Source organism: Shinella sp. Sh6 (genome assembly GCF_055392685.1).
In genome coordinates this window covers 2,074,964-2,095,702 of the sequence record NZ_AP044005.1, presented here as the reverse complement: position 1 = coordinate 2,095,702, position 20,739 = coordinate 2,074,964, and the positions used below count along the sequence as shown (strand labels likewise).

General features: G+C 67.0%; 18 protein-coding genes. 10 read left to right on the top strand and 8 right to left on the bottom strand.

Annotated elements, in window-relative coordinates; translation table 11 throughout:
• The first annotated feature begins 94 nt into the window (after window positions 1-94).
• The 5 genes from ftsZ to ligA all read left to right on the top strand — a co-directional run bounded on the left by ftsZ (window position 95) and on the right by ligA (window position 8,219).
• On the top strand, window positions 95-1,840 hold the full coding sequence (ftsZ, locus tag ACZ5TO_RS10155) for a cell division protein FtsZ (protein ID WP_464797986.1): 1,746 nt from the start codon (window positions 95-97) through the stop codon (window positions 1,838-1,840).
• A gap of 324 nt (window positions 1,841-2,164) precedes the next feature.
• Window positions 2,165-3,109 carry a UDP-3-O-acyl-N-acetylglucosamine deacetylase gene (gene lpxC, locus ACZ5TO_RS10150; protein WP_210308632.1) on the top strand — a complete coding sequence of 315 codons (945 nt, stop codon included), beginning with the start codon at window positions 2,165-2,167 and terminating at the stop codon, window positions 3,107-3,109.
• A gap of 171 nt (window positions 3,110-3,280) precedes the next feature.
• The gene (locus ACZ5TO_RS10145) at window positions 3,281-4,138 is read left to right on the top strand and encodes an outer membrane protein assembly factor BamD (protein WP_184140168.1); all 858 of its coding nucleotides are present in this window, start codon (window positions 3,281-3,283) and stop codon (window positions 4,136-4,138) included.
• A gap of 20 nt (window positions 4,139-4,158) precedes the next feature.
• A complete protein-coding gene (recN, locus tag ACZ5TO_RS10140) occupies window positions 4,159-5,829 on the top strand; it encodes a DNA repair protein RecN (RefSeq protein WP_464797985.1) in 1,671 nt (556 codons plus the stop codon).
• Window positions 5,830-6,062: 233 nt separating this feature from the next.
• Window positions 6,063-8,219, top strand: a complete 2,157-nt coding sequence (gene ligA / locus ACZ5TO_RS10135) for an NAD-dependent DNA ligase LigA (protein ID WP_464797984.1) — start codon at window positions 6,063-6,065, stop codon at window positions 8,217-8,219.
• Here the strand turns inward: ligA and ACZ5TO_RS10130 are convergent.
• The 4 genes from ACZ5TO_RS10130 to ACZ5TO_RS10115 all read right to left on the bottom strand — a co-directional run bounded on the left by ACZ5TO_RS10130 (window position 8,209) and on the right by ACZ5TO_RS10115 (window position 12,560).
• Window positions 8,209-9,135, bottom strand: a complete 927-nt coding sequence (locus tag ACZ5TO_RS10130) for a M23 family metallopeptidase (protein ID WP_464797983.1) — start codon at window positions 9,133-9,135, stop codon at window positions 8,209-8,211. The genes ligA and ACZ5TO_RS10130 overlap by 11 nt on opposite strands.
• A gap of 130 nt (window positions 9,136-9,265) precedes the next feature.
• Entirely contained in the window at window positions 9,266-9,676 is a 411-nt protein-coding gene (locus ACZ5TO_RS10125; RefSeq protein ID WP_464797982.1) for a TIGR02588 family protein, read from the bottom strand.
• Between the two features lie 7 nt (window positions 9,677-9,683).
• Window positions 9,684-10,520, bottom strand: coding sequence for a TIGR02587 family membrane protein (locus ACZ5TO_RS10120; protein WP_464797981.1), 837 nt, complete (start codon window positions 10,518-10,520; stop codon window positions 9,684-9,686).
• Window positions 10,521-10,589: 69 nt separating this feature from the next.
• Window positions 10,590-12,560 carry a DEAD/DEAH box helicase gene (locus ACZ5TO_RS10115; protein WP_464797980.1) on the bottom strand — a complete coding sequence of 657 codons (1,971 nt, stop codon included), beginning with the start codon at window positions 12,558-12,560 and terminating at the stop codon, window positions 10,590-10,592.
• A gap of 279 nt (window positions 12,561-12,839) precedes the next feature.
• Between ACZ5TO_RS10115 and panC the strand changes: the two genes are divergently transcribed.
• From panC to ACZ5TO_RS10095, 4 genes are all read left to right on the top strand, one after another.
• Window positions 12,840-13,712, top strand: coding sequence for a pantoate--beta-alanine ligase (gene panC, locus ACZ5TO_RS10110; protein ID WP_464797979.1), 873 nt, complete (start codon window positions 12,840-12,842; stop codon window positions 13,710-13,712).
• Window positions 13,709-14,533: a 3-methyl-2-oxobutanoate hydroxymethyltransferase gene (panB, locus tag ACZ5TO_RS10105; RefSeq protein WP_464797978.1), complete on the top strand. Its 825-nt coding sequence runs from the start codon at window positions 13,709-13,711 to the stop codon at window positions 14,531-14,533. The genes panC and panB overlap by 4 nt, the downstream gene beginning before the upstream one ends.
• Window positions 14,534-14,790: 257 nt before the next feature.
• Entirely contained in the window at window positions 14,791-15,525 is a 735-nt protein-coding gene (locus ACZ5TO_RS10100) for an AzlC family ABC transporter permease (protein ID WP_464797977.1), read from the top strand.
• A 2-nt stretch (window positions 15,526-15,527) separates the two neighbouring features.
• Window positions 15,528-15,839 (top strand): AzlD family protein, encoded by a 312-nt coding sequence (locus ACZ5TO_RS10095; RefSeq protein WP_464800375.1) that lies wholly within the window; start codon window positions 15,528-15,530, stop codon window positions 15,837-15,839.
• Here the strand turns inward: ACZ5TO_RS10095 and ACZ5TO_RS10090 are convergent.
• The 4 genes from ACZ5TO_RS10090 to ACZ5TO_RS10075 form a co-directional block, all read right to left on the bottom strand.
• Window positions 15,829-17,664 (bottom strand): aminopeptidase P family protein, encoded by a 1,836-nt coding sequence (locus ACZ5TO_RS10090; protein ID WP_464797976.1) that lies wholly within the window; start codon window positions 17,662-17,664, stop codon window positions 15,829-15,831. The genes ACZ5TO_RS10095 and ACZ5TO_RS10090 overlap by 11 nt on opposite strands.
• A 450-nt stretch (window positions 17,665-18,114) precedes the next feature.
• Window positions 18,115-18,996: a 50S ribosomal protein L11 methyltransferase gene (locus tag ACZ5TO_RS10085; protein WP_464797975.1), complete on the bottom strand. Its 882-nt coding sequence runs from the start codon at window positions 18,994-18,996 to the stop codon at window positions 18,115-18,117.
• 73 nt (window positions 18,997-19,069) lie between these two features.
• Window positions 19,070-19,669, bottom strand: coding sequence for an SCO family protein (locus tag ACZ5TO_RS10080; protein ID WP_464797974.1), 600 nt, complete (start codon window positions 19,667-19,669; stop codon window positions 19,070-19,072).
• Between the two features lie 108 nt (window positions 19,670-19,777).
• Complete coding sequence (locus tag ACZ5TO_RS10075; protein WP_184140482.1) at window positions 19,778-19,936, bottom strand: hypothetical protein; 159 nt, start codon at window positions 19,934-19,936, stop codon at window positions 19,778-19,780.
• Window positions 19,937-20,170: 234 nt separating this feature from the next.
• Here ACZ5TO_RS10075 and ACZ5TO_RS10070 point away from each other — a divergent pair, with 234 nt between their 5' ends.
• Window positions 20,171-20,635 (top strand): chemotaxis protein CheW, encoded by a 465-nt coding sequence (locus ACZ5TO_RS10070; protein ID WP_117366518.1) that lies wholly within the window; start codon window positions 20,171-20,173, stop codon window positions 20,633-20,635.
• Window positions 20,636-20,739 lie beyond the last annotated feature (104 nt).

The window sequence follows — 20,739 nt, the reverse complement described above, 5'->3', positions numbered from 1 at the left end:
GGTTTTCCGGCGGCGCGCCGGCGGGAAAGACCGACAACGAGTTTTGGGAATAGACCGGCTGGGCGAAGCGGCCGGAAACGAAAGGAACACTGAAATGACTATCAAGCTCCAGAAGCCGGACATCACCGAGCTGAAGCCGCGCATCACCGTCTTCGGTGTCGGCGGCGGCGGCGGCAACGCCGTCAACAACATGATCACCGCGGGCCTGGAAGGCGTCGATTTCGTCGTCGCCAACACCGACGCCCAGGCGCTGACCATGACCAAGGCTTCGCGGATCATCCAGATGGGCGTGCAGGTCACCGAAGGCCTCGGCGCCGGCTCGCAGCCGGAAGTTGGCCGCGCGGCCGCCGAAGAGTGCATCGACGAGATCATCGATCACCTCAACGGCACCCATATGTGCTTCGTCACCGCCGGCATGGGCGGCGGCACTGGCACGGGCGCGGCCCCGATCGTCGCGCAGGCCGCCCGCAACAAGGGCATCCTGACCGTCGGCGTCGTCACCAAGCCGTTCCACTTCGAAGGCGGCCGCCGCATGCGCCTTGCCGAAGAGGGCATCCAGGAACTGCAGAAGTCGGTCGACACGCTGATCGTCATCCCGAACCAGAACCTCTTCCGCATCGCCAACGACAAGACCACCTTCGCCGACGCCTTCGCGATGGCCGACCAGGTGCTCTATTCGGGCGTCGCCTGCATCACCGACCTCATGGTCAAGGAAGGCCTCATCAACCTCGACTTCGCCGACGTCCGCTCGGTGATGCGCGAGATGGGCCGCGCCATGATGGGCACGGGCGAAGCCTCGGGCGAAGGCCGCGCCATGGCCGCCGCCGAAGCCGCCATCGCCAACCCGCTGCTCGACGAAACCTCGATGAAGGGCGCGCAGGGCCTCCTGATCTCCATCACCGGCGGCCGCGACCTCACCCTCTTCGAGGTCGACGAAGCAGCAACCCGTATCCGCGAAGAAGTCGATCCGGACGCAAACATCATCCTCGGCGCAACCTTCGACGAAGAGCTCGAAGGCCTGATCCGTGTTTCCGTCGTTGCAACGGGTATCGACCGCGCGGCCTCGGAGGTGGCTGCCCGCAATGCTGACTTTCGCAACCTCAGCAAGCCGGTAGTCCGCCCGTCCGCCGCCGTTCCGGTCCAGCCGCAGGCCCAGCCGGTCGCCGCTGCCCCGCAGCCGCAGCCCGTCGCCCAGCCGCAGCCGGTCCTGCAGCAGCCGGTCGTCCAGCAGCCGGTGGCCGATCCGATCGCCGACGCCATCCGCGCCTCGGAGGAAAGCCTCGAGCGGGAGCTCGCCATCCCGGCAAGCCGTCCGGCTCCGGTCCAGCCGGTCGCCACGCACCACGAGGAACCGCGCCTGCAGAACCGCATCTTCGCCGCTCCGGCGGAAACGCCGGTCATGCAGCGTCCGGCCCCGGTCCAGCAGCCGGTTCCGCAGGCCCCGGTCATGCAGCAGCGCGTCGAGCCGGCCGCTCCGGTCATCCGCCAGGAGCCGCAGACCATGCGCATGCCGAAGATCGAGGACTTCCCGCCGGTCGTGCAGGCCGAGATCGATCACCGCGCAGCCCAGCAGCCGGCCCTCGGGCACGGCGAGGAGCGCGGCCCGATGGGTCTCCTGCGTCGCCTGACCTCCTCGCTCGGCCGTCATGAGGAAGCCCATGGCGAAGAGCAGGCGGCGGCACCCCAGCAGCAGCGCCGCGCGCTCTCGCCGGAAGCCAGCCTCTATGCGCCGCGCCGCGGCCAGCTCGACGATCACGGCCGCGCAAACCCGCAGCCGCGCTCGCTCGGCGAGGACGATCAGCTCGAGATTCCGGCCTTCCTGCGCCGCCAGTCGAACTGACGCCTCACGCACTTTGTCACAGAATGCCCGGATCCCGATCCGGGCATTTTTATTTCGCCTTTTGTTTCAGGTGCTTGCAGGCCGAAAACTGCGTAACAAAGCGAAAGAAACAGTGATTTGTCTGACAGTGAGGGTCCTACTACATTCAGCCTGGGCAAAGGGGCAGTCAGGATTCGCCGCGCCGGCATCGCCGGAGAGCAGTAAACCATTCCAGACGTTCCGGCAGGACAGTCGGCGGGCGCTTGCGTCCGGCGCGGGACTTCCTGAGCCATAAAAAGAAAATGCCGGCGGAATGTGCCGGCAACAAGACGAAGGCGAATACAGATGACGATGCTCGGTTTCCAGACGACGATCATGAACCCGGTGACGATTGCCGGGACGGGCGTCCATTCCGGTGCGGCGGTTTCCATCACGTTCAACCCCGCCGAGGCCGACAGCGGCATCGTCTTCCAGCGCCAACACGACAACGGCACCGTCAGCGAATACCGCGCGGTCTCCTCGCAGGTCGGCAACACGGACCTTTGCACCGTCCTCGGCTTTTCCCCGGCGACCGCCATCGCGACGGTCGAGCACGTCATGGCCGCGCTCTATGCGCTCGGCCTCGACAACGTGCTGATCGAGGTGCACGGCGCCGAGATGCCCATCATGGACGGCAGCTCCGCCCCCTTCATCGACGCCATCGACCAGGTCGGCATCGTCCCGCTTGCCGTCAAGCGCCGCTATATCCGCGTGATCAAGCCGGTCCGCATCGAATCGGGCGCCTCCTGGGCCGAGTTCACGCCCTATGACGGCACGCGCTTCGAGGTCGAGATCGATTTCGACTGCCCGCTGATCGGCCGCCAGTCCTGGAAGGGCGACCTGACGCCCGCGACCTTCCGCAACGAGCTTTCGCGCGCCCGCACCTTCGGCTTCATGCGCGATGTCGAGCGGCTGTGGGCCTCCGGCCATGCGCTCGGCTCCTCGCTCGAAAACTCCGTCGTCATCTCCGACGACAACACCGTGATCAATGTCGAGGGCCTGCGCTACGCCAAGGACGAGTTCGTCCGCCACAAGACGCTCGACGCCGTGGGTGACCTTGCGCTTGCCGGCGCGCCCTTCATCGGCTGCTACCGCTCCTATCGCGGCGGCCACAAGATGAACGCCTATGCGCTGAAGGCGCTTTTGAGCGACCCCGCCGCCTACGAGGTGGTGGAAGCCGCCCGCTCGCGTCCCGGCCAGCGCGAGCTGATCGCCGTCAACGCGCCGGAATTCGCGCCCTGGGCTCTTTGAGGCCGGGGCCGGCCGGCCCTGCCGTCTTCCCGACATGGTTGCCATAAAAATGCGTTAATGCGCCGCCATGGCGTTGCGGTCTTCACGTATTTGGAGATACAACGCGGGGCGCGTGCGCGGCCCGTCCGCATTGGGCGCCGTTGAACTGGGCCGTTGAACTGGGATTGTCACATGGTTGTTGCAGGGTCTGTTGGTGTGAAGAAGACGGCGCGCGTTGTCTCTCTTGCGCTTTTCGCTTCGATCGGTCTTTCGGCGTGCCAGTCGGATCCGGACATCGACATCACGAAGCTGACCGGCGAGACCGAGTCTTCCAGCACGCTCTACAATCAGGGCCTGGCGAACCTCAATGCCGGCAAGGTCGGCGAGGCGGGACGCAAGTTCGAGGCCGTCGACCGGCAGAACCCGTTCTCCGACGAGGCGCGCAAGGCGCTCGTCATGCTGGCCTTCACGAATTACCGCCAGGGCCGCAACGAAGAGGCCATCAGCGCGGCCAAGCGCTACCTCTCGCTCTATCCGGGCTCGGAAGACGCGGCCTATGCGCAGTACATCATCGGCCTTGCCTACTGGAAGCAGATCCCGAGCGTGACGCAGGACCAGCGCGCCTCGCAGCAGACCATCGAGGCGATGCAGGCCGTCGTCGATAACTATCCCGAATCGGAATATGTCGAGGACGCGCAGACGAAGATCCGCTTTGCCCGCGACCAGCTCGCCGGCAAGGAAATGCAGATCGGCCGCTACTACCTCGAGCGCAAGGAATTCATCGCGGCGGCCACCCGCTTCCGCGTCGTCGTCGAGAAATACCCGATGACCAACCAGATCGAGGAAGCGCTGGCCCGCCTCGTCGAGACCTATTACGCGATGGGCATCGACAGCGAGGCGCAGACGGCCGCTGCCGTCCTCGGCCACAACTACCCGGACAGCAAGTGGTATGCCGACAGCTACAAGCTGCTCCAGACGAAGGGCCTGGAACCGCGCGAGAATTCCGGCTCGTGGATTTCGCGCGCCGGCAAGAAGCTGATCGGCGTCTGACGCAAGAGATATGACGCGATATGCTGGCGCAGCTATCGATCCGCGATATCGTCCTGATCGAACGGCTCGACCTTGTTTTCGAGCCGGGCCTCTCCGTGCTGACGGGCGAGACGGGCGCCGGTAAATCCATCCTCCTCGACAGCCTTTCGCTGGCGCTCGGCGGGCGCGGCGACGGCTCGCTGGTGCGCCACGGCATCGAGCGCGGGCAGGTGACGGCCGTCTTCGACGTGCCGCAGGGCCATGCCGCCCGTCTTCTGCTGCGCGACAACGGCATCGACGACGACGGCGACCTCATCTTCCGCCGCCAGCAGTCTGCCGACGGGCGCACGAAAGCCTATGTCAACGACCAGCCGGTTTCCGTGCAGCTCATGCGGCAGGCCGGGCAATTGCTCGTCGAGATCCACGGCCAGCACGACGACCGTGCGCTCGTCGATACCGACGCGCACCGCCTGCTGCTTGATGCCTTCGGCGGGCTCGGCGAGGCGGCGGGCGACGTCGGCACGCTCTACCATCAGTGGAAGGATGCCGAGCGCACGCTGCGCCGCCACCGCGAGAAGGTGGAGGCGGCCGCGCGCGAGGCCGACTATCTCCGTTCCTCCGTCGAGGAGCTGGAAGTCCTCTCACCGCAGGACGGCGAGGAGGATGCGCTTGCCGAAACCCGCGCGCGCATGATGAAGGCCGAGCGGATTGCCGGCGACATCAACGAGGCGAGCGAGTTCCTCAACGGCAATGCCTCGCCCGTGCCGCTGATCGCCGCGCTGGTGCGCCGGCTGGAGCGCAAGAGCCACGAGGCGCCGGGGCTGCTCGAAGAGACGGTGGAGTTGCTCGACCAGGCGCTGAACCAGCTTTCCGACGCGCAGATGGCCGTCGAGGCGGCGCTGCGCAAGACGGAATACGACCCCAAGGAGCTGGAGCGCACGGAAGAACGGCTCTTTGCGCTGCGCGCGGCCGCCCGCAAATATTCCGTGCCCGTCACCGGCCTTCCGGCGCTTGCCGCCAGGATGATCGCCGACCTTGCCGACCTCGACGCCGGCGAGGAGAAGCTGGTGCAGCTTCAGGCCCGCCTTACCGAGGCGCGCGCCGCCTACGAGATCGCCGCCCGCTCGCTTTCCGAAAGGCGCCACCACGCCGCCGAGGCGCTGGCCGCCGCCGTCATGGCCGAGCTTCCGGCGCTGAAGCTGGAGCGCGCGCGCTTTACCGTCGAGATCGCCACCGATCCGGAGGGCGGCGCGGAGGAGGGGATCGACACCGTCGAGTTCCACGTCCAGACGAACCCCGGCACGCGGCCCGGCCCGATCATGAAGGTCGCCTCGGGCGGCGAGCTCTCGCGCTTCCTGCTCGCGCTGAAGGTGGCGCTCGCCGACCGCGGCTCGGCGCCCACGCTCGTCTTCGACGAGATCGACACCGGCGTCGGCGGCGCGGTGGCCGATGCCATCGGCCAGCGGCTGAAGCGGCTCTCCTCCACCGTGCAGGTGCTCTCCGTCACCCACGCCCCGCAGGTCGCCGCGCGGGCCGCGACGCACCTTCTCATCTCCAAGGGGCCCGTCGAGGGCAGCGAGACCGTCGCCACCCGCGTCGCCCGCATGGACGACGACGCCCGCACCGAGGAGATCGCCCGCATGCTCGCCGGGGCTTCGGTGACGGACGAGGCAAGGGCCGCTGCGGCACGGCTGCTTTCGGGCGGGGGGTAGGAACAGGCTAGCCCCTCATCCCGCTGCCGCGACCTTCTCCCCCGCAAGCGGGGCGAAGGCTTATGCCGCTCTGGTTTCCCGAACATTCCTGAATGGCAATACGGCGCCGCATCGTCCTTCGCCCCGCTTGCGGGGAGAAGGTGCCGGCAGGCGGATGAGGGGCAATCCCACCGCCATCCATCTTTCCTTTCGCCAGCTTTGCTCTAAAACGACTCCGAAATCCGGAGCATGCCATGGCGAACGCGAAGTCCCCCGTCGAGACCCTGACCGAAGAAGAGGCCGCGGCCGAGCTTGCCTTTCTGGCGGCCGAGATCGCGCGGCACGACGAGCTTTACCACGGGCAGGACGCGCCGGAGATCTCGGATGCGGACTACGACGCGCTGAAGCGGCGCAACGAGGAAATCGAGGCGCGGTTTCCCGCGCTCGTGCGCGACGACAGCCCCTCGCGCCGCGTCGGCTCGGCGCCGCTTGCGACCTTCGCGCCGATCACCCATGCGCGGCCCATGCTCTCGCTCGACAACACGTTCTCCGACGAGGACGTGCGGGACTTCGTCGCCTCGGTCTACCGCTTCCTCGGCCGCCTGCCGGACGATTCGATCGCCTTTACCGCCGAGCCGAAGATCGACGGGCTTTCCATGTCGATCCGCTACGAGAACGGCCGGCTGGTGACGGCAGCGACGCGCGGCGACGGCACGACGGGCGAGAACGTGACGGCCAACGTGCTGACCATCGCGGAAATCCCGAACCGCCTGCCGGCCGGCGTGCCGGCGGTGGTGGAGGTGCGCGGCGAGGTCTACATGGCCAAGAGCGACTTCCTCGCCCTCAACGAGAAGATGGCCGCCGAGGGCAGGCAGACCTACGTCAACCCGCGCAACACCGCCGCGGGCTCGCTGCGCCAGCTCGACGCCGCCGTGACGGCGAGCCGGAGGCTGCGCTTCTTCGCCTATGCCTGGGGCGAGATGTCGGCCATGCCGGCCGATACGCAGTACGGCATGATCGAAGTGTTGAAATCGTGGGGTTTCCCCGTCAATCCGATGACGCAGCGGCTGTTCCGCGTCGACGATATCATCAACCACTACCGGGAGATCGGCCTTGCCCGGCCGGACCTCGACTACGATATCGACGGCGTCGTCTACAAGGTGGACGAGCTGGCGCTGCAGGAACGCCTCGGCTTCCGCTCCCGTTCGCCTCGCTGGGCGACGGCGCACAAGTTCCCGGCCGAGCAGGCCTTCACCACGGTGGAGCGGATCGACATCCAGGTCGGCCGCACCGGCGCGCTGACGCCGGTCGCGCGGCTGACGCCCGTCACCGTCGGCGGCGTGGTCGTGACGAATGCCACCCTGCACAATGCCGATTACATCGAGGGCATCGGCAACAGCGGCGAGCGCATCCGCGAGGAGGATCACGACATCCGCGTCGGCGATACCGTCATCGTGCAGCGGGCGGGGGACGTGATCCCGCAGGTGCTGGACGTGGTGATGGAGAAGCGGCCGGCGCATGCGCACCCATACGAATTCCCGAAGACCTGCCCGGTCTGCGGCAGCCATGCGGTGCGCGAGCGCCACGAGAAGACGGGCCGGCTCGATTCGGTCACGCGCTGCACCGGCGGCTTCGTCTGCCGCGCGCAGGCGGTGGAGCACCTGAAGCACTTCGTCTCGCGCAATGCCTTCGATATCGAAGGGCTCGGCGCCAAGCAGGTCGACTTCTTCTTCGAGGCCGAGGACCCGTCGCTGACGATCCGCACCGCGCCGGACATTTTCACGCTGGAAAAGCGCCAGGCCTCGTCGCTGACGAAGCTGGAGAACATCGACGGCTTCGGCAAGGTGAGCGTGCGCAAGCTCTATGATGCGATCAACGCCCGCCGCTCCATCGCGCTCAACCGCTTCATCTATGCGCTCGGCATCCGCCATGTCGGCGAGACGAACGCCAAGCTGCTCGCCCGCGCCTACGGCACCTACGAGGCCTTCGCGACGGCGATGAAGGAGGCCGAGGGGCTTTCCGGCGAGGCGTGGAACGACCTCAACAATATCGAGGGCATCGGCGAGGTCGTCGCCCGCGCCATCGTCGAATTCTACAAGGAGCCGCGCAATCTCGACGTGCTCGGACGGCTGCTCGAGGAAGTGACGCCCGAGGCGGCCGAGGCCGTGGTCGTCAGCTCCAGCCCCGTCGCCGGCAAGACGGTGGTGTTCACCGGCTCGCTGGAGAAGATGACGCGCGACGAGGCGAAGGCCATGGCCGAGCGGCTCGGCGCCAAGGTAGCCGGCTCCGTGTCGAAGAAGACGGACCTCGTCGTCGCTGGCCCCGGCGCCGGCTCCAAGCTCGACAAGGCGAAGGAATTCGACGTCGAGGTGATCGACGAGGACGGCTGGTTCGAGCTGATCAAGGGGTAGGCTGCGGAACCGTGACCGTCGAGCCGCGCACGAGGAAGCGCCCGTCGAACGTCATCGGCACGCCGACGCCGTCGTCGTAGTCGCGCGTGCCGCCGACATAGGCGTGGATATGCAGGTGCGGCTCGGAGGAATTGCCGGAATTGCCGACGCGGCCGAGCGTCTGGCCGAGCGAGACGATCTCGCCGCCCGCAACTAAGATGGAGCCCTTTTCCATATGGGCGAGCAGGATGCGCGCCGTGCCGCAGGCGAGGATGACGTGGTTGCCGGCCGGCTCCTCGATGTTGGTTTGTGAGATGCGGTTGTCGGCGATGCCGTCATGGATCGAGATGGCAAGGCCGGTGCAGGGGCTTTTCACCTCGCGGCCGAAAATGGCGTAGTCGGCAAGCGCCGTCGGCATCAGGCCCTTCGCGCGCGCGCCGAAGGCATCGAGCGCCACGATGTCGAGGGCGTAGCGCTGGCTCTCGTTGCCATGGTGATTGTTGATCAGCGAGGCGCTGCCGCCCTGGCCGACATAATAGGTGCCGGCGCCGAGGGGGAAGGCGAGGTCCACCGAGGTTTCCCGATAGCCGTAGCCGGAAAGCGCCCGGGCGGTGAGCGCGAGGAAGAAGATCGCCATCGCCGCCGTGAAACCGTGCGTGCGCAGGATCGAGCGGGCCCTGTTCCACGGCCGGGCGCGCAGGCGCGCATAGGAGAGGACTGCGCAGGCGATGAAGACGAGCGGCAGCACCACCTCCAGCGCCGAACTCAGGAAATCCCAGCGGCCGATGACGGCGATGAAGGCGATATAGCAGGCGCCGTAGAGCACCCGCATGGCCCAGCCGAGCCTGTCGGCCGGCCGGGGCAACCAGAGCCACAGGAGAAAGAAGAGCGGCAGAAGAACCTGGGTTGTCAGCAGGATGAGAAGGGATGTGTCCATGGATCGGGCCTTGCAGGTGAGCCATGTCCTTCCTCATCGCCGGACACGGACGCATTCATTCCTGCTCAATCCCCGTCGGCGATATTGGTTCCGTTTTCGCGAATCTCTTCCGCGTCTTGGCGTTGTTTGCTCACGGTTCGGTATAGCCTGCCGGGCGGATGTCGAGGGTGCGGCCCGCGGGATCGTTCTCAAAGAGCAGCGCGCCCGCCGATTTCGATTCGGCGGCGACGTAGTCGAAGATCACATGGTTCTCCTCGATCACCCGTCCGCCGTCGGCAAGCCGCCCGACGACGGTGACGGCGGCGGCGGTCGTGGTGGCGGTATTGTAGATGTCGAAGGCGACGCGGTAGCCGGCCGTCGTCCTTTCCGTCGTCAGCACCCGGACGGTCAGGTCCGGCGGGGTCGCCTCCCGCGTGACGGTCTCCCAGCCGATCCAGCCGAGCATGCCGATGACGAGGATGGCGGAGAGGATGCCCGTCAGCCATTCCACCCAGTGCGGATCGTGACGTTCGTGATGGCGGCCTTTTTCGGAGCGGGTCATTGCGGCCTCACAGGATCAGGCGCGCGGCGGAGGCGCCGAGCGAGGCGGGAAAGCCGAGCACGATGACGGAATGCAGCATCTCGACCGCGGAACTGTTGCCGAAGCTCTCGAACACCCACAGCGTGAAGACGCTGACCGCAAGGGCGACGACATAGCCGGGCAGGGTGAAGCGCACGAAGGCGTGCCACCAGGGTGTCTCCGGCTGCAGTTCGTGGCCGCCGATGAAGGAGACCGCGTAGACGAAGCCGTGCATGACGAGGATCGACAGCACGATGACGGCAAGCGCGTGCCAGGCCGTCATCTTGTAGGCGAGCACCATCGTCTCCTCGGTCGGCGCGATGTTGAGGGAGACGAAGAGGGCGCCCGTCGCCATCAGCAGCAATTCGCTGTGATAGGGCGTTTCCGTGCCGTCGTCGTCCTCGCTCATGCCCCGGCCGAGCTGGCTGCGGCCGAGCATGGCGCCGATGCTGGCAGGGACGGATTGCAGGGCGACCTTGCCGAGAAGCTCGCTTGCCGGCATGTCGCCCCTCAGAAGCCCGAGCGCCGCCAGAACGAGCAAGCTGGTCAGAATGCCGATGCCGTAGGCGATGGTGGCGTCGCGCACCGATTCGCGCCAGGTGAAGGTCTCCTCGAAGCCGATGCGGTGGGAAAGGAGGATCAGGAGGGGAATGTTGACGACGAGCAGAAGCAGCAGGCGCTCGCGCGTGATGTAAAAGCCGAGATACCACATTTCCATGGTCATCAGCATGGGTAGCGCCAGGAAGAGTGCGCCGGCGACGCCCCGGCCGAGCCCCGTCAGGAAGCGGCCGACATGGTTCTCCGCATCCGCCGCCCTGTCCGTCATCGGATCACCCCTCGTAAAAGCGAGGGATGTAATGCGGCGCGGCGGAAAAAGTTCCGCGCCGCCAGCAGGTTAGAAGCGATCCGGCTTCCTGGTCTTCGGCTTGCGCGGGCCGCCCTCGGGCTTTGCAGCCTTGTCGTCGCGCTTGCCCTTGAAGGGCTTTGCGCCGGCAAAGGGCTTGGCCGGCTTCTTGCCGCCGTCCTCGCGGTCCTTCCAGTGCGGCTTGGCCGCGCCTTCCGGCTTGTCGAAGTCGCGCTTCTTCTCGAAACGGGCCTTCTTGTCGTAGCCGCCCTTCTTCTCGAATTCGCCGCGCGGCTTCCAGTCGGCGCGGCGTTCCTCGTTGCGCACGGGCTTGTCGTAGCGCTGGGTCTTTTCGCCGGGCGCGCGGGTGTAGGGCTGCGGCGTCAGGTCCGGCTGGCCCTCGAGCACCGTCACGCGGATGCCGCGCTCCAGCATGTTGCCGGGACCGAGCCTGTCGAGGAAGCCGTTGGCGGCATCGGCGGCAAGCTCGATATAGGTCTCCTCCGGCTGCATCTTGATCGCGCCGATCTCGTTCTTGGTGATGTTGCCGTTGCGGCAGAGCATCGGGATCAGCCAGCGCGGCTCGGCGCGCTGCTTGCGGCCGACGGAGACGGAGATCCACAGGCTCGCCCCGAAACCTTCGCGCGGGCGCTTCGGCTCGGTCGGGAAGGGGCCTTCGGTGCGCTCGCGCGGCTTGCGCTGTTCGAGCGAGACCTCGATCAGGTCTTCCGGGGCCGAACGGCCGGCCGTGAAGAAGCGGGTGACGGCGGCGGCAAGCTGGCGGGCATCGAACTTGGCGATAAGGGCATCGACCGTCGCGGCCTCGTCTTCCGTCACCGCGTCGGTCAGGAGCGGATCGGCGAGCAGGCGCTCGTCGTCGCGGCGCAGGATTTCTTCGGCCGAGGGGGGCGTTGCCCAGTTCGCCTTGAGGTTGGCGGCCTGCAGCAGGCGCTCGGCCTTGCGGCGGGCGCTCACCGGCACGATGAGGGCGCTGACGCCCTTGCGGCCGGCGCGGCCGGTGCGGCCCGAACGGTGCAGCAGCGTTTCCGGATTGGTCGGCAGGTCCGCATGGACGACCAGTTCGAGGTTCGGCAGGTCGATGCCGCGGGCGGCGACGTCGGTGGCGATGCAGACGCGCGCGCGCCCGTCGCGCATGGCCTGCAGCGCATGGGTGCGCTCGTTCTGGCTGAGCTCGCCGGAGAGCGCCACGACCGAGAAGCCGCGATTGTTGAAGCGGGCCGTCAGGTGGTTGACCGCCGCGCGCGTCGAACAGAAGACGATGGCGTTCTGCGCGTCATAGTAGCGCAACACGTTGATGATGGCGTTCTCGCGGTCGGCCGGCACGACGAGGAGGGCGCGGTAGTCGATGTCGACGTGCTGCTCCTTCTCCGAGGCGGTCGAGATGCGCAGGGCGTCCCGCTGGTAGTTCTTGGCAAGCGCCGCGATCTCCTTCGGCACGGTCGCCGAGAACATCAGCGTGCGGCGGTCTTCCGGCGCCGATTCGAGGATGAATTCGAGGTCTTCGCGGAAGCCGAGGTCGAGCATCTCGTCGGCCTCGTCGAGCACCACGGCGCGGATGTCGGACAGGTCGAGGTTGCCGCGGGTGATGTGGTCGCGCAGGCGGCCGGGCGTGCCGACGACGATATGCGCGCCGCGTTCGAGGCCGCGCCGCTCGGTGCGCATGTCCATGCCGCCGACGCAGGAGGCCATGACGGCGCCGGTCATCTCGTAGAGCCATTCCAGCTCGCGCTTGACCTGCATGGCCAGTTCGCGCGTCGGGGCGATGACGAGGGCGAGCGGGCCTGCCGCGCGCCCGAAGCGCTCCTCGCTGCCGAGCAGCGTCGAGGCAAGCGCGAGGCCGAAGGCGACGGTCTTGCCGGAGCCGGTCTGCGCGGACACCAGCGCGTCGGCCTCGCCGATCGCCGGATCGGAGACGGCGACCTGAACCGGCGTCAAGGTGGTATAGCCGCGTTTTTCCAACGCCTTTGCCATCGCCGGAGCGAGGCCATCAAAACTCGTCATGTAGGGTCTTTCGGAATTCGGGTTCCGCGGCGATCTTGCGCCGCACTCGTGCCCGATAATGTCGGGCGTGCTGGCGCGCTCTCTACTGGGCGCAGAGCGAAATGTACAGTGCGCAAAACGCAAAGCTGCCCGGCGGCGTGAGCGATGGAGGGCAAAAGTCTTTCCCGATTGTCTTTTTGCGCTGCACAAGATAGAAAACGGCGCCCCCTGAAGCAGCCCGCAGAGGCCACACGGGCGGCATCGCCCGCGAAAGAGGGCGAAGGCAAGGAGGAACCGGCGATGCAGACCTTCACGACCATCGCGGATTTGCGCGCGGCCCTTGCGCCGCACCGGCTCGATGGCCGCACCGTCGGCCTCGTTCCCACGATGGGCTACCTCCATGTCGGCCATATGGCGCTCGCCCGCCGGGCGCTCGCCGAAAACGACATCGTCGTCGCCACCATCTTCGTCAACCCCCTCCAGTTCGGCGCGAACGAGGACCTTTCGCGCTATCCGCGCGACCTTGCCCGCGACCAGGCAATGCTGGAGGCCGAGGGCGTGCACTATCTCTTCGCCCCCGGCGTTGCGGACATGTATCCGCGACCGATGGAAACCGTCGTCGACGTGCCGACGCTCGGCGCGGAGCTGGAAGGCGCCGTGCGGCCCGGCCATTTCGCGGGCGTCGCCACGGTCGTCACGAAGCTCTTCAACATTGCAGGTCCCGACCGGGCCTATTTCGGCGAGAAGGATTTCCAGCAGCTCGCCATCATCCGCCGCATGGCGGAGGACCTTGCCCAGCCCGTTGAGGTGGTCGGTGTTGCGACGGTGCGCGAGGCGGACGGCCTCGCCTGTTCCTCGCGCAACGTCTACCTTTCCGCCGAGGAGCGCGCCGCCGCGGCCATCGTGCCGCGCGCGCTGGAGGAGGCCGAACGGCTGGTCGCGACGGGCGAGACCGATGCCCGGCGGCTGGAGGAGAAGATCGTTGCCTTCCTCCGCTCCGAGCCGCTGGCAAATCCCGAGGTGGTCGCCGTGCGCGATCCGCAAACGCTGGCGGAAATCGCCGGCATCGGCGAAAAGCCGGTTCTTTTGTTGCTATTCGTGCGCTTTGGAGGCACGAAACTCCTCGACAACCGGGTCATCGACCCGAAAAACGTGAAAGGTAGCGCGACATGAGCGTACACACCGCCAAACGCCGTCTGGCCCCTGCCGACATCAAGGCCCTCAAGGGCCAGCGCCCCATCGTCAGCCTCACCGCCTATACGACGCCCGTGGCCAAGCTCATGGACCCGCATGTCGATTTCATGCTGGTCGGCGACAGCCTCGGCATGGTGCTCTACGGTCTCGATTCGACGGTCGGCGTGACGGTCGAGATGATGATCGCCCACGGCCAGGCCGTTATGCGCGGCTCGTCGAATGCCTGCGTCGTCGTCGACCTGCCGTTCGGCTCCTACCAGCAGTCGAAGGAGCAGGCCTTCGCCACGGCCGCACGGGTGCTGAAGGAAACCGGCTGTTCGGCGATCAAGCTGGAGGGCGGGGCGGAAATGGCCGAGACGGTGCATTTCCTCACGCAGCGCGGCATTCCCGTGCTCGGCCATGTCGGCCTGATGCCGCAGCTCATCAACACGACGGGCGGCTACCGCACGCTCGGCCGCAACGACAAGGAAGTCGACAAGATCCGCAAGGACGCCGCGGCCATCGACGATGCCGGCGCCTTCGCCATCGTCGTGGAGGGCACGGTCGAGCCGGTGGCGCGCGAGCTGACCGGCGAGGTCAAGGCGCCGACCATCGGCATCGGCGCATCGCCCGCCTGCGACGGGCAGGTGCTGGTGGTGGACGACGTGCTCGGCATCTTCACGGATTTCAAGCCGCGCTTCGTCAAGCATTTCGCCAACCTCGCGCCGGTGATGAGCGAAGCCTTCGCCACCTACGCCGAAGAGGTGAAGGCACGCAGCTTCCCGGGGCCGGAGCACACGTTCCAGCTCAAGAAGGTTTGAGGCGGCTCCGCGCATTGAAGCGGGTGGGGTGTGGATCCTCGGGTCAAGCCCGGGGATGACGGCTGTGGGTGTGTAAGACACTCCAAAACCTCTCCTTCGTCATGCTCGGGCTTGACCCGGGCATCCATGCCGCGGGTGGGACGCTACCCGGCACCCACGCGGAATGATCAACGCCGCTGAACGGTCCATCAGCCATATTGGTTTGCCGGTGGCGCGCGCCTGCTTTATGGCTGCCCGGTCGCAAGCAGAGCCGAGCCATGACCCCCGACAGAAAAGATGAAATCCGCGACGCCGTCCAGCGTGGGCTCGCCATCGCGATCGCCGCCGCGCCGTTCGGCGTCCTCTTCGGCGCCATTGCCGTCGACAACGGCCTGACGATCGCCGAGGCCGCGCTGATGAGCGCCACGCTCTATGCCGGCGCCAGCCAGCTCGTCGGCGTCGAGCTGTTCAACCACCATGTCGCGCCGTGGCTGGTGGTGCTGTCGATCTTCGCCGTCAATTTCCGCCATGTGCTCTATTCGGCGGCCATGGCGCCGCATGTCCGCCATCTCACCTTCTGGCAGAAGGCGACCTCGTTCTTCCTGCTCATCGACCCGCAGTTCGCCGAGGCGGAGCGGCGGGCCGATGCCGGCCGCAAGGTCACCTATCTCTGGCTGATGGTGCTCGGCGCCAGCGTCTATTTCCCCTGGCTCGCGCTTACCATCGTCGGCGGCTTTCTCGGCAACCTGATCGGCGATCCGCGGGCCATCGGCATCGACGTGCTGCTGCCGATCTATTTCATGGGTCTCGTGCTCGGCTTCCGCAGCCGGGCGAACTGGCTGCCGGTCGTCATCGCCTCGGCGGCGGGCTCGATCCTCGCGCTGCATTTCGTCGGCTCGCCCTGGCATGTCAGCCTCGGGGCGCTCGCCGGCATCGCGGTCGCCGCCGTCCTGCCGCTGGAGAGCAAGGCGGCCGAAGAGCCGGCCGGCGAGCCCGTGGAAGAGGGGACGTGAGCATGGAAAACTGGTTCCACACGCAGACGCTGCTGATCATCGCGGCCGGCGCCATCGCCACCTATCTCACGCGCATCGGCGGCTATGTCTTCATCATGCGCATGAAGTCGATTCCGCCCCGCGCCGAGGCGGCGCTGAACGCGGTGCCCGCGGCCGTGCTGACGACGCTGGTCGCGCCCGCCGCCGTTACCGGCGGGTTCGACGTCAGCCTCACCCTCGCGGTCGCCTTCCTCCTCGGCCTGCGCATCTCCTTGCTGCCGATGCTGGGCGCGAGCTGGGTCTTCGTGATGATCCTGCGTCACTTCACCGGCTGATCGGGGCCGTCGCCTTCTCGAGCCACGCCTTGGCCGCGTCGTCCGAAAGGAGCGGCGCGATCTTCTCGCGCGTTTCGGCATGATAGGCGTTGAGCCAGGCAAGCTCCTCGTCCGTCAGCAGCGCGGGCACGACGAGGCGGCGGTCGATCGGGCAGAAGGTCAGCGTCGCAAAGCCGAGCATGTCCATGTCGCCGCCCTCGATGGCCCCTGCCGGCAGGACGTGGACGAGGTTCTCGATGCGGATGCCGAAACTGCCGGGCCGGTAGTAGCCGGGCTCGTTCGAGAGGATCATGCCGGGCAGCAGCTCCTGCGTGGAGAGCCGCGAGATGCGCTGCGGCCCCTCATGCACCGAAAGATAGGAGCCGACGCCGTGGCCCGTGCCGTGGGCGAAGTCCGCCCCGGCCTTCCACAGCGCGATGCGGGCGAGGGGATCGAGGTCGCAGCCGCGCGTGCCCTTCGGGAAACGCGCCGTGCTGATGGCGATCATGCCCTTCAGCACCAGCGTGAAGAAGCGCTTCTGCTCCTCGGGCACCGCGCCGATGGCGACCGTGCGGGTGATGTCCGTCGTGCCGTTGACATATTGCGCGCCGGAATCGACGAGGAACATCGTGCCGGGCTCGATCCGCGCATCGGTGTCGGTCGTCACGCGGTAATGCATGATGGCGGCGTGGGCGCCGGCGCCGGCGATGGTGTCGAAGGAGACGTCCTTCAGCGGGTTCTGCTGGCGCTCGCCGACGCGGCGGCGCACCTCTTCCAGTTTGGTCGTGACGGCGATCTCCGTCTGCGTGCCCGGCTCGGTGCCGTCGAGCCAGGCGAGGAATTCCACCATGGCCGCCCCGTCCTGGAGGTGGGCGTTCGCCGAGCCCTGCAGCTCGACGGCGTTCTTCACGGCGCGGGGCAGGCGGGCGGGATCGGCGGCCTCGACGAGCGTGCCGCCCTTCGTGCGCACGATCTCCGCGATGGCAAAGGCCGCCTGGTCGGGATCGATGAGGATGCGCTTGCCCTCGGCCGCGAGCGCGGCGAGCTGTTCGTCGAAGGTCGCGGGCGGCAGGAGGTCGGCGAGCTGGGTGAGATAGGCTTCCTGCTCGATGCCGGTCTTGCGCTTGTCGAGGAAGAGGAGCGGGCGGCCGCTCGCCGGGACGATGGCACGGGCAAGCGGATGGGGCGTGTGCGGCACGTCGCTGCCGCGGATGTTGAAGATCCAGGCGATGGACGAGGGATCGGTGACGGCGAGCACGTCCGCGCCGGCCTTCCGCGTCGCTTCCGCCATCCGTGCAAGCTTGTCCTTCGCCAGTTCCCCGGCATTGTCGACGGTCTGGATCGTCACGCGGCCGAGCGGTTCGGCGGGGCGGTCCGTCCATGCCTTGTCGAGCGGGTTGTGCGGCAGGAAGACGAGCGAGCCCCCGAGGCCGGCGAGCGCCTTTTCCAGCCGGCGCACTTCCGCGCCCGTGTGCAGCCACGGGTCGATGCCGAGGCGAAAGCCCTTGGGCCCATGGTTCTGCAGCCACAGATGCGGCGGCTCGCCAACGAGGTCGCCACCGGTGAAGACCTCCGGGTCGACCTGCTCGGCAAGCTGCGTGACATAGCGGCCGTCGACGAAGACGACCGCCTGCCCCCGCATGACGAGCGCGACGCCGGCCGAGCCGGTGAAGCCTGTCAGCCAGGACAGGCGCTCGGCCGAGGCCGGCACGTATTCGCCCTGGAACTCGTCGGCGCGCGGTACGAGGAAGCCGTCGATGCCGAGCGCGTCGAAGGTGGCGCGCAGGGCCTCCGTCCGTTCGCGGCCGTATTGCGGCGTGGAGGTGACGTCGAAACTCTGGAACATGGGGAGGCTTCCGCTAAGGCGATGAATCGTGGGGGCAATCTAGCCCATCGGTCCCTCGCGTCAAAGGTGGGAAAGCGGCGCACGGCACCCCGAAGTGGTCTTGGATTGGACTTATGCATTTCGCGCATGGCACCCATGTCGCAAAGGGTCTGTCCCGATTTTCGGAATCGATTATAAGCGGCGCCAACGAAGCGAACTTGAAACGCGCTTCAAACGAAACGAAGTGAAAGTTCCTCCAGTCCTTCGTCTCGGGAATGATCGCCGAAAGGCGAAAAGCTAGGTGTTCCGATCAGGCGTCTTGCCGGTCACTCCTCCTCCCTCCTCCGGGAAGGCGCTCGGAACACATAGGCCCGCTTGAGCGCTCCTCCTCCTCAAGCTCGCGGGCATGGCCGGCTTGCCGGTCCATAGGCGGTGCCTCCGGCACCGCCTTTTTCTTTGCCCGCTTCCCTCTCAGCGCCGGTTGTCGAGGTGGATCGTCACCCAGCCCTCGCGCCAGATGGTGTGCACATGGCGAAGGCCCGCGCCGTTATAGGCGGCCAGCACCTTCCAGCGCTGCGAGGCGAGGATGCCCGACAGGATGACGTCGCCGCCCGGCGCAAGCTGCGCGGCAAGCTGCGGGGCCATGCGCATCAGCGGACGGGCGAGGATATTGGCGATGATGAGGTCGAAGGGGCCGTGCCGGCGGAAGGCGGTGGAGTGGAAGCCCGGCGCCGTTTCCAGCGCGATGCCCTCGGCAATGCCGTTGAGGCGCACGTTCTCGCGCGCGACGCGCGTGGCGATCGGGTCGATATCCGTCGCCAGCACCCTGACCGGGGCGAGCTTGCGGGCGGCGATGGCAAGCACGCCGCTGCCGGTGCCGAGGTCGAGGACGCGCCTGACGGTGCGCGCGCGCATGACGGAGAAGATCGTTTCGAGGCAGCCGGCCGTCGTGCCGTGATGGCCGGTGCCGAAGGCCTGGCCGGCATCGATCTCGATGACGATCTCGCCGGCCCGCTCGGTGCCGCGGTCGTGCGAGCCGTGCACGACGAAGCGGCCGGCGCGCACCGGCTTCAGCCCTTCCAGCGACTTGGCGATCCAGTCGATGTCCGGCAGTTCCTCGCGCTGGATTTCGGCATCGGGAAATTCATCTGCGAGCAGGGCGGCGAAGCGGCCGTGGACCTCTTCCTCGTCCACGCGGAACATGTAGACGGAGGCTTCCCAGATATCCTTCTTCTCGTCGATCTCCATCGTCGCGATGGCGTAGCCGTCTTCCTCGAAGGCGTCGGTCATCAGCGAGAGCGCGGTTTCGGCGCGCTTCTCGGTCGTGGTGATGTAGAGGCGGATTTCGCTCACGGCTCGGGTCCCTGTTGTTTCGGGACCGCCTAGCATGTCCGCCGGCCAAGGGCAAAGGCCGATAGCCGTCGCGTCATCGCTTGATCAGGTTGGCGAGCTTCTGTTCCGCGGTGTCCGGGTTCTCGCCATAGGCGATGGTGCCGACGAAGCGGCCCGTTCCATCCAGCAGGAAGACGGAGGCCGTGTGGTCCATCGTATAGTCGCCGTCGGGCTTGGCCTCGTCGAGCGGCACCTTGCGGTAGTAGACGCGGAAGCCCTTCACCATCTCCAGCACCTTGTCCACCGGGCCGGAAATGCCGGTGATGCGCTTGGAGACGTTGCCGACATACTGGCCGATGATCTCCGGCGTGTCGCGCTCGGGGTCGACGGTCACGAAATAGGCCTGCAGCTTCGAGCCGCCGGGGTCGACCTTGTTCAGCCAGCCGTCGAGCTCGAACAGCGTCGTCGGGCAGACTTCCGGGCAATGGGTGAAGCCGAAGAAGAGGGCGGTCGGCTTGCCGGTGAAGGCCTTCTCGGTGATCGGCTTGCCGTCCTGCGCGACGAGCTCGAAGGGAACGCCGAAGGGGCCGCCCGCGACCTCGTCCTTGGTCCGGGTCATTTCCAGCGTCAGCCAGCCGAGCAGGGCGGCGACGACGGCGACGGCAATCCACAATACGATGCGCAGGGTCTTCATGGCGGTCCTTCGGAGGCTGACGATCAGCGTTGACCGGCTTCATAGTCCCTCACGGGAGGGTGCGCAAACGGGCCAATTGCCGCAACGGGAAGGCTCGCGCAATCGTGATCAGAAGCACCAGGACAGGCCGGATTCGGCCATGGCGAGGAAGATCGCGCTGCCGTGCTCCAGCCAGCCGGCAAAGGCGGCGGTCGCGGCCATGACGCCGAGCCCTACCGCGATCAGCGCGGCCGGCAGAAGGGTATAGCGGCGGGCGGTCTTGTCCATGGCGGCAGTATAGCGGGAAACGCCGGGCCTGTGAACCGCGGCGGAATTCGTCAGATTCTCCTAAAATACCGTTTTCCGCAGCTTTTCCTTAGCTATTGTTTAAGGGTTCCTTGCCATCTTGGGCTACGCGCCAAGGGCCGGTCGGCCCGCTGGACATGACGTCCGCCGCAGGCCGGAAACGGCGGGCAGCGCATTCCAATCCGTTCCGTCGTCGATCGGGAAGAGGTTTTCCCCATGTCCAACGCCATCAAGCAGTCCGGCGCGTATCTCGAAATCGTCTCCTTCCATCTGGGAGAGCAGGAATTCTGCATCGATATCATGGCCATCCGCGAAATCCGCGGCTGGGCGCCCGTGACGCCGATGCCCCATACGCCGCCCTACGTGCTCGGCCTCATCAACCTGCGCGGCGCGGTGATCCCGGTCATCGACATGGCCTGCCGCCTCGGCATGAAGATGACGGAGCCTTCCGAGCGCTCGGCGATCATCGTCACGGACATCGCCGGCAAGCTGGTCGGCCTCCTCGTCGAGCAGGTCTCCGACATGATGACCATCAAGAGCGAGGCGCTCCAGCCGGCGCCGGAGATCATCCCGGAAGCCCAGCGCGCCTTCTGCCGCGGCATCGTGGCGCTGGAAAAGTCGATGGTCTGCTTCCTCAACCTCGACACCGTCATCGCCGACGAGCTGGCCCAGGCCGCCTGAGGCGAAACGCACCCATTTTCAAGACACCCGGCCGCAATCCGGCCGGGTGTTTTCGCTCGTCCGGCGCCTTCTTCGGGCAATCCTGGCAAAAAAGCCTTGGAATT

Excerpts from the sequence above, each read along its gene's own strand:
- ftsZ (WP_464797986.1), top strand. The coding sequence starts at position 95 with ATGACTATCAAGCTCCAGAAGCCGGACATCACCGAGCTGAAGCCGCGC.
- lpxC (WP_210308632.1), top strand. The coding sequence starts at position 2,165 with ATGACGATGCTCGGTTTCCAGACGACGATCATGAACCCGGTGACGATT.
- ACZ5TO_RS10145 (WP_184140168.1), top strand. The coding sequence starts at position 3,281 with ATGGTTGTTGCAGGGTCTGTTGGTGTGAAGAAGACGGCGCGCGTTGTC.
- recN (WP_464797985.1), top strand. The coding sequence starts at position 4,159 with ATGCTGGCGCAGCTATCGATCCGCGATATCGTCCTGATCGAACGGCTC.
- ligA (WP_464797984.1), top strand. The coding sequence starts at position 6,063 with ATGGCGAACGCGAAGTCCCCCGTCGAGACCCTGACCGAAGAAGAGGCC.
- ACZ5TO_RS10130 (WP_464797983.1), bottom strand. The coding sequence starts at position 9,135 with ATGGACACATCCCTTCTCATCCTGCTGACAACCCAGGTTCTTCTGCCG.
- ACZ5TO_RS10125 (WP_464797982.1), bottom strand. The coding sequence starts at position 9,676 with ATGACCCGCTCCGAAAAAGGCCGCCATCACGAACGTCACGATCCGCAC.
- ACZ5TO_RS10120 (WP_464797981.1), bottom strand. The coding sequence starts at position 10,520 with ATGACGGACAGGGCGGCGGATGCGGAGAACCATGTCGGCCGCTTCCTG.
- ACZ5TO_RS10115 (WP_464797980.1), bottom strand. The coding sequence starts at position 12,560 with ATGACGAGTTTTGATGGCCTCGCTCCGGCGATGGCAAAGGCGTTGGAA.
- panC (WP_464797979.1), top strand. The coding sequence starts at position 12,840 with ATGCAGACCTTCACGACCATCGCGGATTTGCGCGCGGCCCTTGCGCCG.
- panB (WP_464797978.1), top strand. The coding sequence starts at position 13,709 with ATGAGCGTACACACCGCCAAACGCCGTCTGGCCCCTGCCGACATCAAG.
- ACZ5TO_RS10100 (WP_464797977.1), top strand. The coding sequence starts at position 14,791 with ATGACCCCCGACAGAAAAGATGAAATCCGCGACGCCGTCCAGCGTGGG.
- ACZ5TO_RS10095 (WP_464800375.1), top strand. The coding sequence starts at position 15,528 with ATGGAAAACTGGTTCCACACGCAGACGCTGCTGATCATCGCGGCCGGC.
- ACZ5TO_RS10090 (WP_464797976.1), bottom strand. The coding sequence starts at position 17,664 with ATGTTCCAGAGTTTCGACGTCACCTCCACGCCGCAATACGGCCGCGAA.
- ACZ5TO_RS10080 (WP_464797974.1), bottom strand. The coding sequence starts at position 19,669 with ATGAAGACCCTGCGCATCGTATTGTGGATTGCCGTCGCCGTCGTCGCC.
- ACZ5TO_RS10075 (WP_184140482.1), bottom strand. The coding sequence starts at position 19,936 with ATGGACAAGACCGCCCGCCGCTATACCCTTCTGCCGGCCGCGCTGATC.
- ACZ5TO_RS10070 (WP_117366518.1), top strand. The coding sequence starts at position 20,171 with ATGTCCAACGCCATCAAGCAGTCCGGCGCGTATCTCGAAATCGTCTCC.